Origin of the sequence: Alteromonas sp. IB21 (genome assembly GCF_016405965.1) — a bacterium.
GTDB lineage: Bacteria > Pseudomonadota > Gammaproteobacteria > Enterobacterales > Alteromonadaceae > Alteromonas.
Window position 1 is genome coordinate 46,162 of the sequence record NZ_JAEFCD010000030.1, and the last position, 17,063, is coordinate 63,224.

Genomic DNA, 17,063 nt, shown 5'->3' on the forward strand with positions numbered 1-17,063 from the left:
TATAGCATCGAATTAGTTGTTAATAATTATCGCCATAAAACTAAAAAAATAGATATGTTTATATTTTCTAAAAAGTGGCTATGAAAATCCTCCATATAGGCAAATACTTCGCACCTTTCAAAGGCGGCATCGAAAATATGATGCTGGCTTTGATCAAGGCGCAAACAAAAGCCGGCCTAGATATTTCCGTATTAGTACATCACCACAAAGAAGGTTTGCCGTATGGCGAAACCAAGGAGTTTGGAGCGAATATCTATAAGTTGCCGATCGTTGCAAAATTACTTTTCGTTCCTGTGGCACTGTCTGCCTTTTGGCATTTAAAAAAAATACTTAAGCAAACCCAGCCTGATGTTATTCATGCTCACTTGCCAAATGTGACTTGTTTCTGGTTGTTATTACTGCCAACCACTTTGAAGTCGAAATTGATATTACACTGGCATAGCGATGTTATTGGCGAACGGCCTAATCTGGGCATTAAATTGTTATACCCCTTCTATAGAGTTTTTGAAAAAGCGTTATTGCGTAAAGCCAATAGAATTATCGTAACTTCAGAGAACTATTTGCAAAGCAGTAAGCCTCTCAAGCTTTTTCTAAATAAGTGTGAGGTTGTGCCACTAGGGTTAGAAGACAGTCACGATGACGTTAAGAGGACAGCTGGGTTTGATGTTGGGGCATTGTGTGTTGGTAGGCTAACTTATTATAAAGGGCATGAGTTTTTAATTCGCGCTTTTTCAGAGATTAAGCATGAAAAAATCCCCCTTACTATTGTAGGTGAAGGTGAGGAGCGTAAAAGGCTCGAGCTAATAGTTAGCGAATTAGGCTTACAAAATAGAGTGAGGTTTTTAGGGCAAATAGACGATTTAACTTTAAATGCCTTAATTGCTAATTGTTCCTTTTTGATACTCTCTTCTATTGAGCGAACAGAGGCATTTGGCTTAGTGCTTTTAGAGGCAATGAGAGCGGGTAAGGCTTGTATTTGCACTGATGTGCGCGGCTCTGGAATGAGTAATGTTGTACAACATAAGAGGACGGGGCTTATAGCGTGTCATTCCAACATTGAAAGTATAGCTGGTACAATAGATACACTCGCATTTGACCCCTCACTTCGTGAGCGTTATGGAAAAAGTGGCAGACTGCGTTTTTTGTCGAAATTTCAAGTTAAAAGTGTGGAACGGCAAATATGGGAAATATACAACGTTTAGAAACCCTAGCTGTTTACACGTCAATTCTGACCTAAATCTGCAATAGTATTTTACCTGTCATACGGGTAACATAATAACATGAAAGTTATAACTGATAATAAGCTGGCGATAATCATTCCTGCTATGAATGAAAGTGGTTCGATAGCAGGCGTATTGCAAAGCATTAAAAAACAATTTGATTGCATGCTCATTGTGGTAGACGACGCCAGTTCAGACTCAACGGCCATTATCGCAAAGCACAACGGTGCCGTGGTTTTGCCGCACACCATAAATTTAGGGGCGTGGCGAGCCACTCAAACTGGCATTCGCTACGCGCTTAAGAAAGGTATGGAAAGAGTCATTACCTGTGACGCAGATGGACAGCATCCGGTTGAAGCTTTATTAACGCTAATAGAATCTGCTCCCGAAAATAACGACTGTACTATCGGCGCTTGTACCTCAAGAGGAAGCGCCGGGCGGCACATCGCATGGCGTATATTTAAACGTATATCTGGTTTGCATGTAAGCGACTTAACCTCAGGCCTTCGTTTGTACTCTCGTCCGGCTATGCGCGTGCTTGCATCTACACAGGCAACCATGTTTGAGTATCAAGATGTGGGCGTATTATTGATGCTGAAAAAGTTAAACATGGCATGCAGTGAAGTAACAGTAGAAATGAAGCAACGTGAGGATGGGATATCAAGAATATTTCATTCTTGGTTTGCTGTTTTTAAATATCTTTTGTACACGCTCATATTAAGTGTAACCAAAATAGGGCCACATGAGGTGGCAAAATACCATAAGCAATTGACAGCAGGAGCTGAACTTGAGTAGTGCACATATGATAGCTGCCTTTATCGGGGCGGCGTTAAGTTTAACAATTGTATTTTTAACTCGTAGAGATCATATATCTCCTTTGGTCGCTGCCCGCTGGTTTGCGCTCGCGTTACTGGTTTTATTTGTTGGCTTCTTTCCTGGTATTGTAGATGTAGTAGGTGAGTATTTTGGTATCGGCTATCCGCCAATTATTCCAGTGTTACTAGCGCTGGGTGCTGCCATGGTGAAAATTTTGCTGATGGATATAGAACGCCAGAGGTTAAATACTAAGATAGACCGTTTAGTGCAGCGAATGGCTATGCTCGAGCAGTCAGTTGAAGAACATAACATCGTGAGGCCGAAGTTCACTAACGTGGGCTCAAATACAGATAGAAAGGTGAAGTAACGATATGAGAAAAGGGATAATATTAGCAGGAGGCTCTGGCACTCGCCTTCATCCCCTAACGAAAGTGGTAAGCAAGCAATTAATGCCGGTTTACGACAAACCTATGATTTTTTACCCGCTAACTACTTTGATGATGTCGGGTATCCGCGATATTCTTATTATTACTACACCTGCTGAGCAACAGCGTTTTATTGAGCTTATTGGCGACGGTAGTACGCTTGGTATCAATGTAGAGTATGCGGTTCAGCCCTCTCCTGATGGATTAGCCCAAGCTTTTCTTATTGGTGAAGAGTTTATTGGCAATGATAGCTGTACGCTTATTCTTGGCGATAATATCTATTACGGCCACGACTTAAAAATGTCCTTGCAAAGTGCCTACAAACAAGAACATGGAGCTACCGTTTTTGGTTACCATGTTAACGACCCTGAACGTTATGGCGTAGTGGATTTCGATAGCGATTGGAACGCCCTCTCTATAGAAGAAAAACCAGCTGAGCCTAAATCCAATTATGCGGTAACCGGCCTTTATTATTACGATAATCGCGTGGTTGACTTTGCCAAAGAGGTAAAACCATCGCACCGCGGCGAGCTAGAAATTACCGATTTAAATAACCTTTATCTGCAAGACGGTAGCTTAAAGGTTGAGTTGATGGGGCGTGGCTCTGCGTGGCTAGATACCGGTACGCTAGACTCTTTATTAGACGCTGCAAATTTTGTTGCAGCAATAGAAAAGCGCCAAGGGTTAAAAGTATGTTGCCCTGAAGAGGTCGCTTATAGAATGGGCTATATAGGCGCTGAGCAGCTTGAAGAACTTGCCGCTCCACTTAAAAAAAGCGGCTACGGTACTTATTTAATGAAGGTGATAAAGGATCGCGTTAAGTAAGCAGCCTTTTATAAGGCCGCTGTGTAGAAACGACTCACAGTGTATATTAAGACGCTATTAGCAAAATAATTAGTAAACAGAGCAGATATGCAAATTATTAGTACCGACATTCCTGATGTTAAAATCATCGAGCCAAAAGTTTTCGGCGACGAACGTGGCTTTTTTTTGGAAACCTTCAGAACTGATTGGTTTAACAAGGAATGTGCAAATGTTGAATTTGTACAAGACAATCACTCTAAATCAAGCCAGGGTATTTTGCGAGGCCTGCACTATCAGCTAGAACAAACTCAAGGAAAATTAGTTCGAGTAGTGAGTGGTGAAGTATACGATGTTGCTGTAGACATGCGAAAAAACTCACCTACGTTTGGAAAGTGGGTTGGCGTTACCTTATCGGCCGAAAATAAACGTCAGCTGTGGGTGCCAGCAGGGTTTGCTCACGGCTTTTACGTTACCAGCGAATCTGCCGAGTTTGTTTATAAGTGTACCGATTACTATCATCCAAAATCTGAAGTGTCTGTGAAATATGACGACCCTACTTTGGGTATAACCTGGCCACTGGTTAATGGCGAAAAGCCTTCACTTTCTGGGAAGGATGAAAACGGAATTGCATTCGTAGACGCGCCTACGTTTACCGACCTTTAGCTCACGGCAAAGTACAGGATTAAGGAATAGAGATAACCATGAAAATTGTTGTGATCGGTAATGCTGGGCAGCTGTCTTATGAACTGGTGAGAATCTTGGGCGAAAACACTATATGCTTAGGCCCTGAAGATACAGACATTACGAAAGAAGATGTACTGTCACAAACCCTCGCTAAACTTTCCCCCGACGTTATTATTAACGCAGCTGCTTACACAGCGGTAGACAAAGCCGAAACCGATTTAGCGCTATGTCATGCCATTAATGCGACAGCAGTAGAAAATTTAGCGAAATACTGTAAACAGGCCAATGCGTTTTTAGTGCATGTTTCTACTGACTATGTATTTAACGGCCACAAAGGTTCACCTTACTTACCCAGCGACCCAATAGAGCCTCAGGGCGCCTACGGTAAAACAAAAGCTGACGGTGAAAAAGCGCTGCTTCAATTATTGCCAGGTGCCAGCTGTTTAATTCGCACAGCGTGGGTTTATTCTGCCCACGGCAATAACTTCGTAAAAACCATGTTGCGTTTGATGACCGAAAAGCCACAGCTTACCGTGATTGACGACCAGATTGGTACACCTACTTGGGCTAAGGGCTTGGCAGAGGTATGCGTAAGCGCTGCGAAAAATAAGACAGCTGGTGTATACCACTGGACAGATGAAGGCGTAGCCAGTTGGTACGACTTTGCCCTTGCTATTCAGGAATTAGCATTAGAAAAAGGTTTACTAGATAAGATCATACCTGTATTGCCTATTCCTACTAGTGCATATCCAACTCCAGCAAAACGCCCTCAATACAGCGTGCTAGATAAAACATCGGCCAGAGAAGCATTTTCATCTTGTAGTCCTACACACTGGCGCAAGCAGTTATCGTCCATGATGGATGAATTAGAGAAAGAGACAAATGAGTAAAACCATATTAGTTACTGGTGGGGCAGGGTTTATAGGCTCAGCGGTAGTACGTCACCTAATAAACGATACAGACCACACGGTTGTTAATTTAGATAAACTGACTTATGCGGGTAACTTGGAGTCGCTAACTAGCGTCTCTGACAACGCGAGATATAGGTTTGAGCAAGTCGATATTTGCGATGCTGAAGAAGTGAAGCGAGTATTTAGCTTACATCAACCAGATATTATCATGCACTTAGCTGCAGAGTCCCATGTTGACCGCTCTATTGACGGTCCAGGTGAGTTCATACAGACAAACGTAGTGGGCACTTACACGCTTTTGGAGCAAGCGCGAGCATATTGGTCGGTACTAGAGGGCGAAAAGAAAGACGGGTTCAAGTTTCATCATATTTCTACCGATGAAGTTTACGGCGACTTACCCCACCCAGATGAGGTAGCGCCGGGTACCGAGTTACCGCTTTTTACAGAAACCACTCCTTATGCGCCTAGCTCTCCCTATTCAGCCAGCAAAGCCAGTTCCGACCAGCTGGTACGTTCATGGCTGCGTACCTATAAGCTACCTACGCTTGTTACCAACTGTTCGAATAATTATGGGCCTTTTCACTTCCCAGAGAAACTAATCCCTTTAGTAATACTGAACGCATTAGCAGGTAAACCGTTACCGGTTTATGGAAAAGGAAATCAAATTCGCGATTGGTTATATGTTGAAGATCACGCTCGTGCACTGGTGTTGGTGGCGCTTGAAGGCGAAATTGGCGAAACCTATAACATTGGTGGGCACAACGAAAAGCAGAACATTGAAGTGGTGCAAACTATCTGCTCTATTTTAGATGAAGTGAAACCAAAAGAAAGCAAATACGCCGAGCAAATTACTTATGTTCAAGACCGCCCTGGTCACGATATGCGTTATGCTATTGATGCTAACAAAATTGAGCGTGAGCTAGGATGGAGACCTCAAGAAACTTTCGAAAGTGGGATTCGCAAAACGGTTGAATGGTATCTGAATAACGAAACCTGGTGGAAAGCAGTGCAAGATGGCAGCTATCAAGGAGAGCGTTTAGGAACTGCTAGCTAGTCTTGACATTGATAAAATGTGATATCCTAAAGAAGCCGCGTATACCTGCGGCTTTTTTGTTGTCTTAGGGAATTTAATTAGAGATATGAAAAAGTTAGCCATGTTAACCATCAAGGGGGCTATTGCTTTAGTACCTAAAGTGGTTAGAAACAAGCTAAAGAAAAACCATAAACTCACTGAGCTTTATAGTCGTTCACTTCAACGCTCAGGGCTTTTCTATGGTGTTCCATCGAAGAAAAGGCAACAGGTTCTCTATGCTAACTATCTGAATATACAGGAAAAAGTGCTTAGTGCATTGGAGGGAGCTGACTCTCTAGGTGCTCCTCTCTATATTATCGTGTTAGGAAATGAAGGAACGGAGCGCACATTAAAAAGTTTAGCGTCTTTGAATATACAGAACGCGAAAGTTGTATTGGTTAGTGCGAATTATCTAAAAGAAGAGATAACAACTGTTTCTTGCATAAGAGACGCGATTGATTACTTGTCTGACGACGGATACGCTTTTTTTATAAATAGCGGAGATACACTCCTGCCTGAATCATTAGGCTTGTTGATGTCAATGAAGGTAGAAAAAGGGATCACTTACTGTGATACTGACTTCAAAGCAATGAAAGGACAACGTAAATCTCCTCACTTTCTCTCTGCATGGAATCCCGATTTACAATTAACTAGTGCCTATATATCCACAGGCGTTATGATAGATAACGTTACTTTAAAGCAGTACGTCGCTCATTCAACGACTATATCTGCATTAGTTTGTGAAATTTGGTTTAGTAATAAAGAAGTCAAAATAGCGCATATTCCTCGCACGCTTATACACAGACATAAAGAAAGTAATGTTGACCTTAAAAGGCTAGAAGACATAGGGAAAGTACTCAAAACTTACAGCGATGCTGTTCCAGAACTAGATGAACGGCAAGGTGTAAATCATATTCATTGGCCTATTGCTTTTGAACCATTAGTTTCATTGATTGTACCCACAAAAAATGGAAAGGCGCTTGTCAAAGCTTGCATTGAATCGATTTTAAACAAGACAACGTATCAAAATTTTGAAATATTACTCATAGATAATGGTTCTGACGAAGAAGATAGCTTAGATTATTTTAAACACCTAGACTGCCATCCAAAAATTAGAGTTTTGTATTATCCTGGGGCGTTTAATTTTTCAGCGATTAATAACTTTGGTGCACAGCACGTCAGTGAAAATTGCTCAATCATTGGGCTTATAAATAATGATATAGAGGTTATTAGCCCAGATTGGCTAACCAATATGGTAAGTCATGCTTTGCGCGAGGATGTTGGGTGCGTTGGTGCAAAGTTGCTTTATTCCGACGGAAGAATACAACATTCTGGAGTTATCCTTGGTTACGGCGGCGGTGCTGGTCATGCGCATAAACATTTTCCTCGCTTACACCCAGGCTATATGAATCGTCTTATAGCTACGCAGAACTTTTCAGCGGTAACTGCTGCTTGCCTTTTGGTAAAAAGATCTCTTTTCAGCGAAGTCGGAGGTCTTAATGAAAAAGATCTTGCTGTTGCTTTCAATGACGTTGACTTCTGTTTACGTGTGATGGAATTAGGCGTTAGGAATGTGTACTGTGCGGAAGCTGAGTTGTACCATCACGAGTCAGTGAGCCGGGGATTAGATCATGCGCCAGAAAAAGCAGCGAGATTTAAAAAAGAGCTATCATATTTGCAAAGCAAGTGGGGCAAGTACATATCGAATGATCCCGCTTACAGTCCTAATTTGACGCTTCGACGTGAGAATTTCTCAACAAAAACGAAAGAGGAGTTCTAAGCAACTAAATTTTTTTGTAGTGTATTAGATTTTAAAATTTGGCCTAAAGTTGGCGACGATAGCAACAATTTGGATAAGTAAAAATATTATTCATTGGTCCTTGTAATGGTCTTTGTGGGATTCGGGAAATTTTTCTAAACGGAATAGGTGATGAAAAAGTATAAAATAGCAGTAGCGGGAACTGGTTACGTAGGTTTATCAAACGCCGTGTTACTAGCACAACACAATGAAGTGAAAGCAGTCGACTTGGTAGCTGAAAAGGTTGAGATGCTGAACAACAAAAAGTCTCCAATTGAAGACAAGGAGATATCTGAGTATCTGACAACTAAAGAGCTTGATCTCGAAGCAACGCTAGATGCTCAAGAAGCTTACAAAAATGCTGATTATGTAATTATCGCGACTCCCACGGATTATGACCCACAAACTAACTACTTCAACACTGGTAGTGTAGAAGCAGTTATCAAAACGATAATGGAAATTAACCCTAATGCTGTGATGATTGTTAAATCGACCGTGCCAGTAGGGTTCACTAAAGACGCAAAAGCACGTTTTGGTACTGAAAATCTCATTTTTTCACCAGAGTTCTTACGTGAAGGTAAAGCACTTTACGATAACCTTCACCCTAGTCGTATCATTGTGGGTGAGCGTAGTGAGCGTGCAGAAGTGTTTGCTAAGTTACTTCAGCAAGGCGCTATAAAAGAAGATATTGATGTGTTGTTTACCGACAGTACTGAAGCAGAGGCCATTAAGCTTTTTGCTAATACATACTTAGCTATGCGTGTGGCTTACTTTAACGAGCTCGATAGCTATGCAGAACGAAACGGTTTAGATACAAAACAGATTATTGAAGGTGTAGGTTTAGACCCTCGCATCGGTAAGCACTACAACAATCCAAGCTTTGGCTACGGTGGTTACTGCTTACCAAAAGATACTAAGCAGTTGCTGGCTAACTACAGTGAAGTGCCGAATAACATGATTCAGGCCATTGTAGATGCTAACCGTACACGCAAAGATTTTATCGCCGATTCAATTGTGAGCCGTGGCCCCAAGATTGTTGGTATATACCGCCTCATCATGAAGACCGGTTCAGACAATTTCCGCGCCAGTGCGATTCAAGGCATCATGAAGCGTATTAAGGCGAAAGGCATTGAGGTTGTGGTATACGAGCCAGTACTCAAAGAAGAAGAGTTCTTCCGCTCTCGTGTTGTAAACAACTTAGAAGAGTTTAAGAAAATCTCTGACGTTATCGTAGCCAACCGTGTAACCGGTGATATCGAAGACGTACTCGATAAAGTTTACAGCCGCGACTTGTTCAACGCCGACTAACTTAAGAATTGAGATTGCGAAAAGCATCAGTCTTTTCGCAATCCAACCTCACAAAAAAACTTCCCAAAACCCCATAATCGAAATAAAATCCACGCCAATTCAACTCCTGCCATTAAGCCTCAAGCTTACTCATACCCGGCGGGGAAGAAGCATGCTTTAAAATATTGGGGTAAAAGTACATTTCTTGCTCCAATGCAATCTGTGTAATTGGTTACCAAAACCAGTAAACAGAGTATTGCGTTCATGCTACCTACCATATAAACCTGCATGAACATGTATTTGTTTTAGTTTGCTTTTATTAGCGGAGTCATTATGAATAGGCTGCGTGAGCTTTCCAGCCAAGTGATGGATGTTTACCAATCTCTTTCTCAAGAATTCAGCGCTTTTCAATCAAGTCAGTCATTAAACTGTGTTGAGAAATGCGGCGCATGTTGCAATAAACCCGACATTGAAGTGTCGCCTTTAGAAATGCTGCCATATGCACTGCATCTGTTTGATACTGGGCAAGCCGAGCAAGTGTTTGACGAACTTGAAAATTACAGCGGCTTTGCTTGCAAGCAATATCAGCGCTTAAGTTTAGATGGGTCAGAAGGTTACTGCGGCATTTATGAGTATCGCCCCGGTATTTGTCGTATGTTCGGCGCTGCGGGCTACAAAACAAAGTCGGGAGAAGCCACGCTTTCGGTTTGCAAAACCATTAAGCAAGCTGTGCCTGATAAGTATGCGTCTGCGCTAATTGCCATACAGCCACAGCGTTCAGACGTAATCGAACAACCGTTAATAGACGATATCGCTGCCAATAGCGCTATTCAATCTACAGCAGTAAAACCGCCTATGATCGCAGAGGGCAGACAAAGGATTGCACAGATAGACTATGAGCTAGGCGATAAACTTATGCCTATAAACGGTGCGCTTCGCTTTATGTTGGAAAAGATACTTACGTTAAGTTTCTATGCGCAAGATATTGATGATGGCGTTGCAGCCTAATCAACCGAAAAGGCAGAGTGGTTACTCTGCCCTTCTTGTCAAAGCGTGTTCTTTATACCCCACTGTTATTCCTCACGATACAAAATGCGATAGAGAGATACCCAAGTTTTAAGGCAGATAAACAGCGAATGTCATATTATCCATAAAATATTCGGGAATAGGATGTCTTCGAAATGGTTAAAAAAGTGGTTGATCGTGAGTGTTTCGAGATGGTCGAGACGCTCGCTGAAAATGCATACATAGGTCGCGGACGTTTCGACTGGTCGAAAGTTAAGATGGAAGCGCATCAATTGCTGGATGAGCGCTTCGGCGAATCGCAAGTAGAGCTTTGCGTGGAAAAATGCAAAGGCTAAACTATTTACTAAAAGATCTCTTTTGCTGAGCTAATAATATGTCCACTCAGCGTGTACTCTGCGCGACTTTTGCCTGTGATTGCGTAGTATCGCTCGCTTAAAGCCTCTGCTTTGCCAATACAATGTACATTGTATTGTTTTTCTACATGCTCGGTTATCGCCGAAGGGGCGCAAAATACACCAAAGTTTTCGCTACCAAATAGTTTTAATAAGGCACTATCGTCGAATTCTGCCACAATTTTGGGGTACAGTTGCTCCGTTGCTAGCCAGCTCGATAGGGCGTGTCTTATACCCGATGTGTTACCCTGCATTAAAAGTGGCATGTGGTTCAGGCATTCTGGAAAGCGCTGATTGGCGGCAAGTGGTTGCTTGGCAAAAAAGCTTAGCGAGCTTTCACCAAGGAAGTAGCTGTTTGCGTTTACTTGCGTGCCCGGCGCAATTCCTCTGTCAGCCACAATGAAATCGATTGCGTTAATGGCCAGTTCTTTTAATAGTCCATCGAAGCTATCTTCTCTTATCACAAACCTTACATCGGAAAATTTGCGCATGGTATCGTGCACAAAATCGTAAAAAAGCACTTTAGGAATTCCATTTGTAATACCTATTACAAATTCTTTCGTATTCACTTCATCGCTATTGTTAAGTATTTCAGCCAGTTGATTACCCTTATGAAATATTTCGCTGGCATACTGGTATGTCACTTTGCCTTTTGCGTTTAGGTATAGGCGCTTATTTATTCTATCGAACAAGGAGTAACCTAGCTGACTTTCAAAAGTACTCAGTTGCCCACTCACTGTTTGAGGAGTAACGTGAAGTAATTTTGCAGCTTTTGCGATACTGCCTTCGCGGGCGACAAGATAAAAATAATAAAGATGATGATAGTTTAGATGATGCATACTTTTATCAGGTACTCGATTATTGAAGTATTAGACAGCAGAAATGTACTTTGCCCCCATTATTTCTAAACGTAATTATTTTCGATGAAGTATGAAGAATATAACAGATTTATTCTAACTTGCTATTGCAATACACTACATATCGTTGCTGTTGATTTGTACAAGCAGCGCGTTTCTCAAGTTTTTAAGCTAGCGGTATTTTGAAGACATAACTATGGCTAAACCAATAGATTTACGTAAAACGCGAAAGACTCTCTTTTCCTTACTAAGACCCGAGGCTGGCTTTTTTTGGGTTGCTATCGCCTATGGCGTAGCAATCAGTTTAATGACACTCGCAGTGCCCATCGCGGTTCAAACCCTCATTAATAGTATCGCTAACATAGGCTCTACCCGCGCCGTAGTTATTCTGGCCGTTGTATTATTCCTTACCTTATTTATATCGGGTGTGTTTAGTGCGCTTCGCATGCGGGTTATGGAGTTTTATGAGCGTAAGGTATATGCGCGACTAACCGCTGATCTTGGCCTTAAAACCATATTAGCGCCCCATAGCTTCTTTGAAGGGCGCCAAAACGTCAGCATCACCCAGCGTTATTTTGACATTATGACGTTTCAAAAGAACATGCCGTCTTTAATGATAGATGGCTTTGCGTTGGTACTTCAAATGCTGGTGGGCTTTACCTTGGTGTCTTTTTACCATCCCGCGTTGTTTGCATTTAACGTGGTGCTTTTACTTACCATGTATGCGGTGTGGAAACTGTGGGGGCGCGGCGCTAAACGCACGGCCATCGAGCTTTCTCATGCTAAATATGACTCTGCTAAATGGCTACACGATATTGCCATTGCCCATGAGTTTTTCAAATCGGCCGATCATGTGGAATATGCGGGGCGCAGCACGGAAAACTACATTAGTAACTACGTGCAAAAGCATAAGAACCATTTTCATTACACTTTCTCACAGGTAGTCATGTTCTTGTTAATGTACGCTGTCGCTAGTGCTGCTTTATTGGGTATCGGCGGTGTTCTCGTTGTGCAGGGAGAACTTTCAATTGGTCAACTTGTTGCTGCTGAGCTGGTAATGTCTGCCGTATTTTTTGGGCTATCCCGTTTCACGCAATATTTGAAGTTATATTATGAGCTATACGGCGCTGCTGAAAAATTAGGTGGTGCCTTGGCCATGCCTCAAGAAGAACTGAATACTTCAGAACATATCCCTGCCTCTTCAAGGCTCGTGTTTAACGATGTTGACCTAAAACACGGTAACGATCACTGTCTTCTTAACGTTGTTTTTGAGCCGAGCACAAAGTATTTCGTCACTACCGATAAAAGCTGGGTACAGAAACAGCTTCTTGGATTACTCAAGCAGTATGACCGCGTTAAGTCGGGCGATATATTACTTGGTGAATTGAGCTTGAACGACTACGACACCCATGAACTTAGACAAGCGGTGACGATATTAGATCGTTCCTTAATTATAGAGGTCTCCATAGAACGCTATTTAAAGCTGGCTCACCCGCAAGCCAGTATTGCTGATATCCGTGCCGCACTAGCGGAGGTAGAGATGACGAAGGTTATCGATAGTCTGCCAGACGGACTCCAAACCAAAGTGTCTGTGTTAGGTGCACCATTGCAGCCCCTCGAGTTTTTACTGCTTAAACTTGCTGCAGCCATTATAGCTAAACCAAAACTGCTTATACTTAATCAGCATTTTGATGCTATTCCCATTGAGATGCGAGAACGGCTGCTTAGACGCTTAAGTAAATATGATTTCACCGTGATGTATTTTACTAATATGCCGATACCTGATTGTTTCGAAGGCGTGCTTCATTTACACGACAATGCGACCGAAATGCTTAACGAGTATGTTGAAGATACAGTGCCAACGCGCGCAAATGTGCAAAGTGACACGAGCGATAACTCGAATAACAATAAGGAGGGTGAGTAAGTGAATAACGCAGAACGTCGCTTTTTAGACAACATTACCTCATTGCCTTCTTTGAAAGTGCCAAAGCTTCACAGAATAATTACCGGCATTATCATATTCTTGGTGATTGCCGCGGGAATGATTTTGTATTTCACGCCTTGGATCCAAACCGCTTATGGCACAGGAATGGTGGACTCTCTTGATCCGAAAGACAGAACCCAGCCAATTAACGCGCTTGTGGATGGGCAGGTAAAGCAATGGCATGTTAGGGAAGGGCAGCAGGTTAAAGCCGGCGAACCCATCGTCACGCTTATCGATATTGATGCGCAGCGCCTTGAGAAACTGCAGTCTCAGCTTACCGCCGCGAACTCGAAAAATATAGCGAACGAAACCGCAGTAAGAAACGCTGAGAATAACTTAGCGCGCCAAAAGTCTTTGGAAGAGCAGGGGCTGGTATCGCGAAAAGAAGTAGAGAAAGCTGAGATAAAAGTACAAGAGTTGCGGGCTAAGGTGGCAGCGTCTGTTTCTGAAATCAACGAAGTGAGTATGACCTTGTCACGTCAATCTACGCAAACCAAGTTTGCGCCGGTAGACGGTACCGTAGTGCGTTTATTGTCGGGTGGCGTATCTACCTTTGTTAAGTCTGGTGATATTTTAGGGCAATTTATACCAGAAGATGCAAAGCGTAGTGTTCGTGTGACGGTAAGAGGGTTAGACGCACCACTCGTTAAACCTGGTGCAAAGGCGCGCTTGCAATTTGAAGGCTGGCCCGTTTTTCAATTTAGCGGGTGGCCCGGCAGTGCAATTGGTACTTTCGGTGGCGAAGTGGTGTATGTAGAGCCAGTCGCGAACCCTACCGGAGATTTTAACGTGTGGATAAAGCCAGACGAATCAGATATTCCATGGCCAACGGAAAGCTCGGCCCGTTTGGGAAGTCGGGTGAAGGCATGGGTACTATTAGAAGAAGTTCGCTTGGGCTATGAGATGTGGCGTCAGCTCAATAATTTCCCTCCGTTGCCTACGCAAGATTCTGCATCGGGCGGTTCGAAAAACGCTGGAGCGTCCATATGGTAGTGCGAAGGACTACAGTCGTCGTTGCAGCTTATACGTTGCTATCAGCATTGTGTAGCTTTGCTGCAAGTGCTCAGTCGGCGGAAGGAAAGCAAGCGCCATCCATTGAAGCATTTATCGATAGCATGGTGAATTATCATCCTTATGTGCTAGCAATTAATGAAGGTAATTATCAAGCCGCCGCAGAACTTGAAATAGCGAGAAGCAGCTTCGACCCCTTTATTGAGCAAAAGACGAAAAGTCGCGTTTCAGGTTATTACGACGGCACAAACTTAACCCAGCGGTTTACTAACCCTATAGAGGATTACAACGCGTCGGTATTTGGTGAGTACCGCATTGCAGCTGGAGACTTTCCTGCTTATGAAGGTGATTACGACACACTCTCTGGCGGCGAAGCAAGCGTTGGTGTGGCAATGTCGTTGTTACAAAACCGAGAGATAGATAAACGTAGAACTGAGCTTAGAAATGCAGGGTTGGCCACATCCCAGTGGCAAGCATTAGCTACAAGCCTTATTAATGATTTTATTTATAAAGGTGTGAGTGAATATATAGCGTGGTATGAAAGTGCTCTGCAAATACAAGCGGCTTCTGAGCTTCTGGCGACAGCGTCTGAACGGGAAGATGCCTTAGTTACTCGTGTAGAGAAAGGTGACTTGGCCAGTATTGTGCTCACGGAGTTTAAAGCAAACCTGTTACAGCAGCGGTTAACGCTAGCCGAGCTTAAACAAAAAAGAGACATGCACGCGCAAATGCTGTCGTTTTATTGGCGCTCAGCAAACGGCGACATGATTGCGCTTGATAGCGATAAACTGCCAGCTGATATAAATTGGCCCTACTGGATAGGGAACGGTCAACTGGTTACCCTTCGCAACGCGTTGCGTAGTCACCCAGAATTAGACGTGATGAAGCTAGAGCAGCAGGTGGTTCAAAATAAGGTAGCGCTAGCAGATAATGCACTACTCCCTAAGCTTGATCTCACGGCATCAATTGCCAGAGACGTTGGCGCAGGCTCTGAATCTTTAGAGGGCACAGAAACAAAAGTTGGCTTGTCATTTTCTTATCCTCTTGGTAACAGAAAGGCCAAAGCCGAACGCGCTCAGCTGCAGTCTAAGCAACGAGAGCTCTCACATAAACTCACATCTACCGAACAATCAATAGTGCAACGTTTTGAGCAAGCATTGATTTACTGGAGCCAAGCGAAAGATATTGTGGCGCTTCAAAGTGAAAACGCCGCATTAGCAAAAACCTTGTCTGTGGTAGAAAAAACACGGTTTGATGCTGGCGACAGCGATATGTTTGTTTTAAATGCAAGGGCGCAAAACGAAATTAAAGCGAAGATAAAAGAGATCAAAGCTAAGGTAGACTTATTAAAAGCAGAACTCATGCTATATAAAGAAGCGGCGTTACTTTACTCCCATACTAAGTAGCATGTTGAGTAACAGCAACTAAATGCGAGTCTCTTTCTTTTTAAATGTTTCTGTCGTTTTCCGTGGTGCTGTTGTTTTCAATGTAAAACCCTAGCCAAGCTAAGACACAAACCAGAGTAAAGAAAAACGGCGTATTGATTTCTCAATACGCCGTTTATTATAAGGGGCTCTATTGGTTAATAAGGGCTAGTTGTCGACCGCACTATCAAAGTCTTCTTCAGATAAACCAGCTGACATAGCATATTCTTTCAACTTGTCGTGGGTTACGCCCGCGTGTTGTGCCGTACTTAAAATGCGAATAACTTGTTCGCGCTGTTGAGATGATTCTCTAACTGCTGTTTCCACAACCGTTTGTGCTTCATTAGGGAATACAGCCAGTAGAGCATCAACCACATATTCGCCGACAAAGGGCACAGCGTTAAGTGCACTTGTCATTATTTCAACGATGCGATTAGGGTGTTCTTGAGATAGCGTTTGAACAATACTGTCTGCAGCATCAGGTTGAGTTAACACCGCTACGCGAACTATTTCATCTAACTCTTCAGGCGTTGACACCGCCGCAGCTTGCACAACAAAGTCAACATACGTCGGTTCAGCTTTAATGGCTAACTGAACGATGTTAGGACAACTGCTTACTTCTTTCTCTATGGCGAGTTTAACGATTTCCTCGGTAGAAGAAGGTTGCGCTGATATGGCGGCGAAAATAATCTCCCGATATTTATCAGGGTAGGTATCCAGTGCAATGTCGACGATAGAAACTACTTCCTGAGGATAGTGACCAGCGATAGAGCTAATAGCACGTCCTACAGACATGGTTTGATCGACTTGACGTTTTAGAAAGGCTGTTTGAAAGCGATTCGACGCTTCAACGGATTTTTCTACGCTCGCTGAAGTAGATGGTTCGATAACTTCATTAGAAGAAGCGTCTTGCGCCATTGCCACATAACTAACTTGAGAAGCTAGTACTGCTGCTGATAGCAATGTAAGAGTTCGTAACATAAACCCACCTTTATAATTATTGCGTAGTCAATTTTTGACACAACCAGTATTAATACATTTATAAAGAACGCAAAGCATGGGTCATTTACGCTTATATACATTCTTATACGTATTCCCTTACGCAAGCTTAATTATCTATTTCTTACATCAAGCGCTAATATATTAACGGCAGGATCAAATACTACTTTATGAACGACTACTTTATAGGATCTGAGTTCCCATCCTATTAGTAATTAGTCCATATTGTCTACTAATTATCACATTTGAATGAAAAATAGACGGTTAGTTCAGTTTTTTCATCTTTTTTAAAAAAGTAGTTGACGTGAGCGCTCATTTCCCTAAAATGCGCATCCGCTTCGGGGGAAAAGCAA

16 protein-coding genes are annotated in these 17,063 nt (G+C 42.7%); 14 read left to right on the top strand and 2 right to left on the bottom strand.

The window, feature by feature from the left end:
* Positions 1 to 80: 80 nt before the first annotated feature.
* The 11 genes from JC525_RS17025 to JC525_RS17075 all read left to right on the top strand — a co-directional run bounded on the left by JC525_RS17025 (position 81) and on the right by JC525_RS17075 (position 10,378).
* Positions 81 to 1,202, top strand: coding sequence for a glycosyltransferase (locus JC525_RS17025; RefSeq protein WP_198816911.1), 1,122 nt, complete (start codon positions 81 to 83; stop codon positions 1,200 to 1,202).
* A gap of 78 nt (positions 1,203 to 1,280) precedes the next feature.
* Positions 1,281 to 2,015: a glycosyltransferase family 2 protein gene (locus JC525_RS17030; RefSeq protein WP_198816913.1), complete on the top strand. Its 735-nt coding sequence runs from the start codon at positions 1,281 to 1,283 to the stop codon at positions 2,013 to 2,015.
* Positions 2,008 to 2,403, top strand: a complete 396-nt coding sequence (locus JC525_RS17035) for a DUF2304 domain-containing protein (protein ID WP_198816914.1) — start codon at positions 2,008 to 2,010, stop codon at positions 2,401 to 2,403. Before JC525_RS17030 ends, JC525_RS17035 begins: the two co-directional genes overlap by 8 nt.
* 4 nt (positions 2,404 to 2,407) lie before the next feature.
* Positions 2,408 to 3,286, top strand: coding sequence for a glucose-1-phosphate thymidylyltransferase RfbA (gene rfbA / locus JC525_RS17040; protein ID WP_198816916.1), 879 nt, complete (start codon positions 2,408 to 2,410; stop codon positions 3,284 to 3,286).
* A gap of 87 nt (positions 3,287 to 3,373) precedes the next feature.
* Positions 3,374 to 3,928 carry a dTDP-4-dehydrorhamnose 3,5-epimerase gene (gene rfbC / locus JC525_RS17045; RefSeq protein WP_198816918.1) on the top strand — a complete coding sequence of 185 codons (555 nt, stop codon included), beginning with the start codon at positions 3,374 to 3,376 and terminating at the stop codon, positions 3,926 to 3,928.
* 38 nt (positions 3,929 to 3,966) lie between these two features.
* Positions 3,967 to 4,839: a dTDP-4-dehydrorhamnose reductase gene (gene rfbD, locus JC525_RS17050; protein WP_198816919.1), complete on the top strand. Its 873-nt coding sequence runs from the start codon at positions 3,967 to 3,969 to the stop codon at positions 4,837 to 4,839.
* Positions 4,832 to 5,914 (top strand): dTDP-glucose 4,6-dehydratase, encoded by a 1,083-nt coding sequence (rfbB, locus tag JC525_RS17055; protein WP_198816921.1) that lies wholly within the window; start codon positions 4,832 to 4,834, stop codon positions 5,912 to 5,914. Before rfbD ends, rfbB begins: the two co-directional genes overlap by 8 nt.
* A gap of 85 nt (positions 5,915 to 5,999) precedes the next feature.
* Positions 6,000 to 7,712: a glycosyltransferase family 2 protein gene (locus JC525_RS17060; RefSeq protein ID WP_198816923.1), complete on the top strand. Its 1,713-nt coding sequence runs from the start codon at positions 6,000 to 6,002 to the stop codon at positions 7,710 to 7,712.
* Positions 7,713 to 7,862: 150 nt separating this feature from the next.
* Complete coding sequence (locus tag JC525_RS17065) at positions 7,863 to 9,038, top strand: nucleotide sugar dehydrogenase (protein ID WP_198816928.1); 1,176 nt, start codon at positions 7,863 to 7,865, stop codon at positions 9,036 to 9,038.
* A gap of 312 nt (positions 9,039 to 9,350) precedes the next feature.
* Positions 9,351 to 10,025: a YkgJ family cysteine cluster protein gene (locus JC525_RS17070; protein WP_198816929.1), complete on the top strand. Its 675-nt coding sequence runs from the start codon at positions 9,351 to 9,353 to the stop codon at positions 10,023 to 10,025.
* Between the two features lie 173 nt (positions 10,026 to 10,198).
* Positions 10,199 to 10,378 (top strand): hypothetical protein, encoded by a 180-nt coding sequence (locus JC525_RS17075; protein WP_198816930.1) that lies wholly within the window; start codon positions 10,199 to 10,201, stop codon positions 10,376 to 10,378.
* An 8-nt stretch (positions 10,379 to 10,386) separates the two neighbouring features.
* Here the strand turns inward: JC525_RS17075 and JC525_RS17080 are convergent, their stop codons facing one another.
* A complete protein-coding gene (locus JC525_RS17080; protein WP_198816931.1) occupies positions 10,387 to 11,274 on the bottom strand; it encodes a LysR family transcriptional regulator in 888 nt (295 codons plus the stop codon).
* Between the two features lie 214 nt (positions 11,275 to 11,488).
* Here JC525_RS17080 and JC525_RS17085 point away from each other — a divergent pair, with 214 nt between their 5' ends.
* The 3 genes from JC525_RS17085 to JC525_RS17095 are packed head-to-tail and all read left to right on the top strand — an operon-like array spanning position 11,489 to position 15,693.
* Positions 11,489 to 13,216: an ABC transporter transmembrane domain-containing protein gene (locus JC525_RS17085; protein ID WP_198816932.1), complete on the top strand. Its 1,728-nt coding sequence runs from the start codon at positions 11,489 to 11,491 to the stop codon at positions 13,214 to 13,216.
* On the top strand, positions 13,217 to 14,269 hold the full coding sequence (locus tag JC525_RS17090) for an HlyD family secretion protein (protein ID WP_198816933.1): 1,053 nt from the start codon (positions 13,217 to 13,219) through the stop codon (positions 14,267 to 14,269).
* The gene (locus JC525_RS17095; protein WP_198816935.1) at positions 14,263 to 15,693 is read left to right on the top strand and encodes a TolC family protein; all 1,431 of its coding nucleotides are present in this window, start codon (positions 14,263 to 14,265) and stop codon (positions 15,691 to 15,693) included. The genes JC525_RS17090 and JC525_RS17095 overlap by 7 nt, the downstream gene beginning before the upstream one ends.
* A gap of 186 nt (positions 15,694 to 15,879) precedes the next feature.
* Here the strand turns inward: JC525_RS17095 and JC525_RS17100 are convergent, their stop codons facing one another.
* Positions 15,880 to 16,692: a hypothetical protein gene (locus JC525_RS17100; RefSeq protein ID WP_198816937.1), complete on the bottom strand. Its 813-nt coding sequence runs from the start codon at positions 16,690 to 16,692 to the stop codon at positions 15,880 to 15,882.
* Positions 16,693 to 17,063 lie beyond the last annotated feature (371 nt).

Bases quoted from the DNA above. Each gene is read 5' to 3' on its own strand.
- JC525_RS17025 (WP_198816911.1), top strand. From the start codon at position 81: ATGAAAATCCTCCATATAGGCAAATACTTCGCACCTTTCAAAGGCGGC.
- JC525_RS17030 (WP_198816913.1), top strand. From the start codon at position 1,281: ATGAAAGTTATAACTGATAATAAGCTGGCGATAATCATTCCTGCTATG.
- rfbA (WP_198816916.1), top strand. From the start codon at position 2,408: ATGAGAAAAGGGATAATATTAGCAGGAGGCTCTGGCACTCGCCTTCAT.
- rfbC (WP_198816918.1), top strand. From the start codon at position 3,374: ATGCAAATTATTAGTACCGACATTCCTGATGTTAAAATCATCGAGCCA.
- rfbD (WP_198816919.1), top strand. From the start codon at position 3,967: ATGAAAATTGTTGTGATCGGTAATGCTGGGCAGCTGTCTTATGAACTG.
- rfbB (WP_198816921.1), top strand. From the start codon at position 4,832: ATGAGTAAAACCATATTAGTTACTGGTGGGGCAGGGTTTATAGGCTCA.
- JC525_RS17060 (WP_198816923.1), top strand. From the start codon at position 6,000: ATGAAAAAGTTAGCCATGTTAACCATCAAGGGGGCTATTGCTTTAGTA.
- JC525_RS17065 (WP_198816928.1), top strand. From the start codon at position 7,863: ATGAAAAAGTATAAAATAGCAGTAGCGGGAACTGGTTACGTAGGTTTA.
- JC525_RS17070 (WP_198816929.1), top strand. From the start codon at position 9,351: ATGAATAGGCTGCGTGAGCTTTCCAGCCAAGTGATGGATGTTTACCAA.
- JC525_RS17075 (WP_198816930.1), top strand. From the start codon at position 10,199: ATGGTTAAAAAAGTGGTTGATCGTGAGTGTTTCGAGATGGTCGAGACG.
- JC525_RS17080 (WP_198816931.1), bottom strand. From the start codon at position 11,274: ATGCATCATCTAAACTATCATCATCTTTATTATTTTTATCTTGTCGCC.
- JC525_RS17085 (WP_198816932.1), top strand. From the start codon at position 11,489: ATGGCTAAACCAATAGATTTACGTAAAACGCGAAAGACTCTCTTTTCC.
- JC525_RS17095 (WP_198816935.1), top strand. From the start codon at position 14,263: ATGGTAGTGCGAAGGACTACAGTCGTCGTTGCAGCTTATACGTTGCTA.
- JC525_RS17100 (WP_198816937.1), bottom strand. From the start codon at position 16,692: ATGTTACGAACTCTTACATTGCTATCAGCAGCAGTACTAGCTTCTCAA.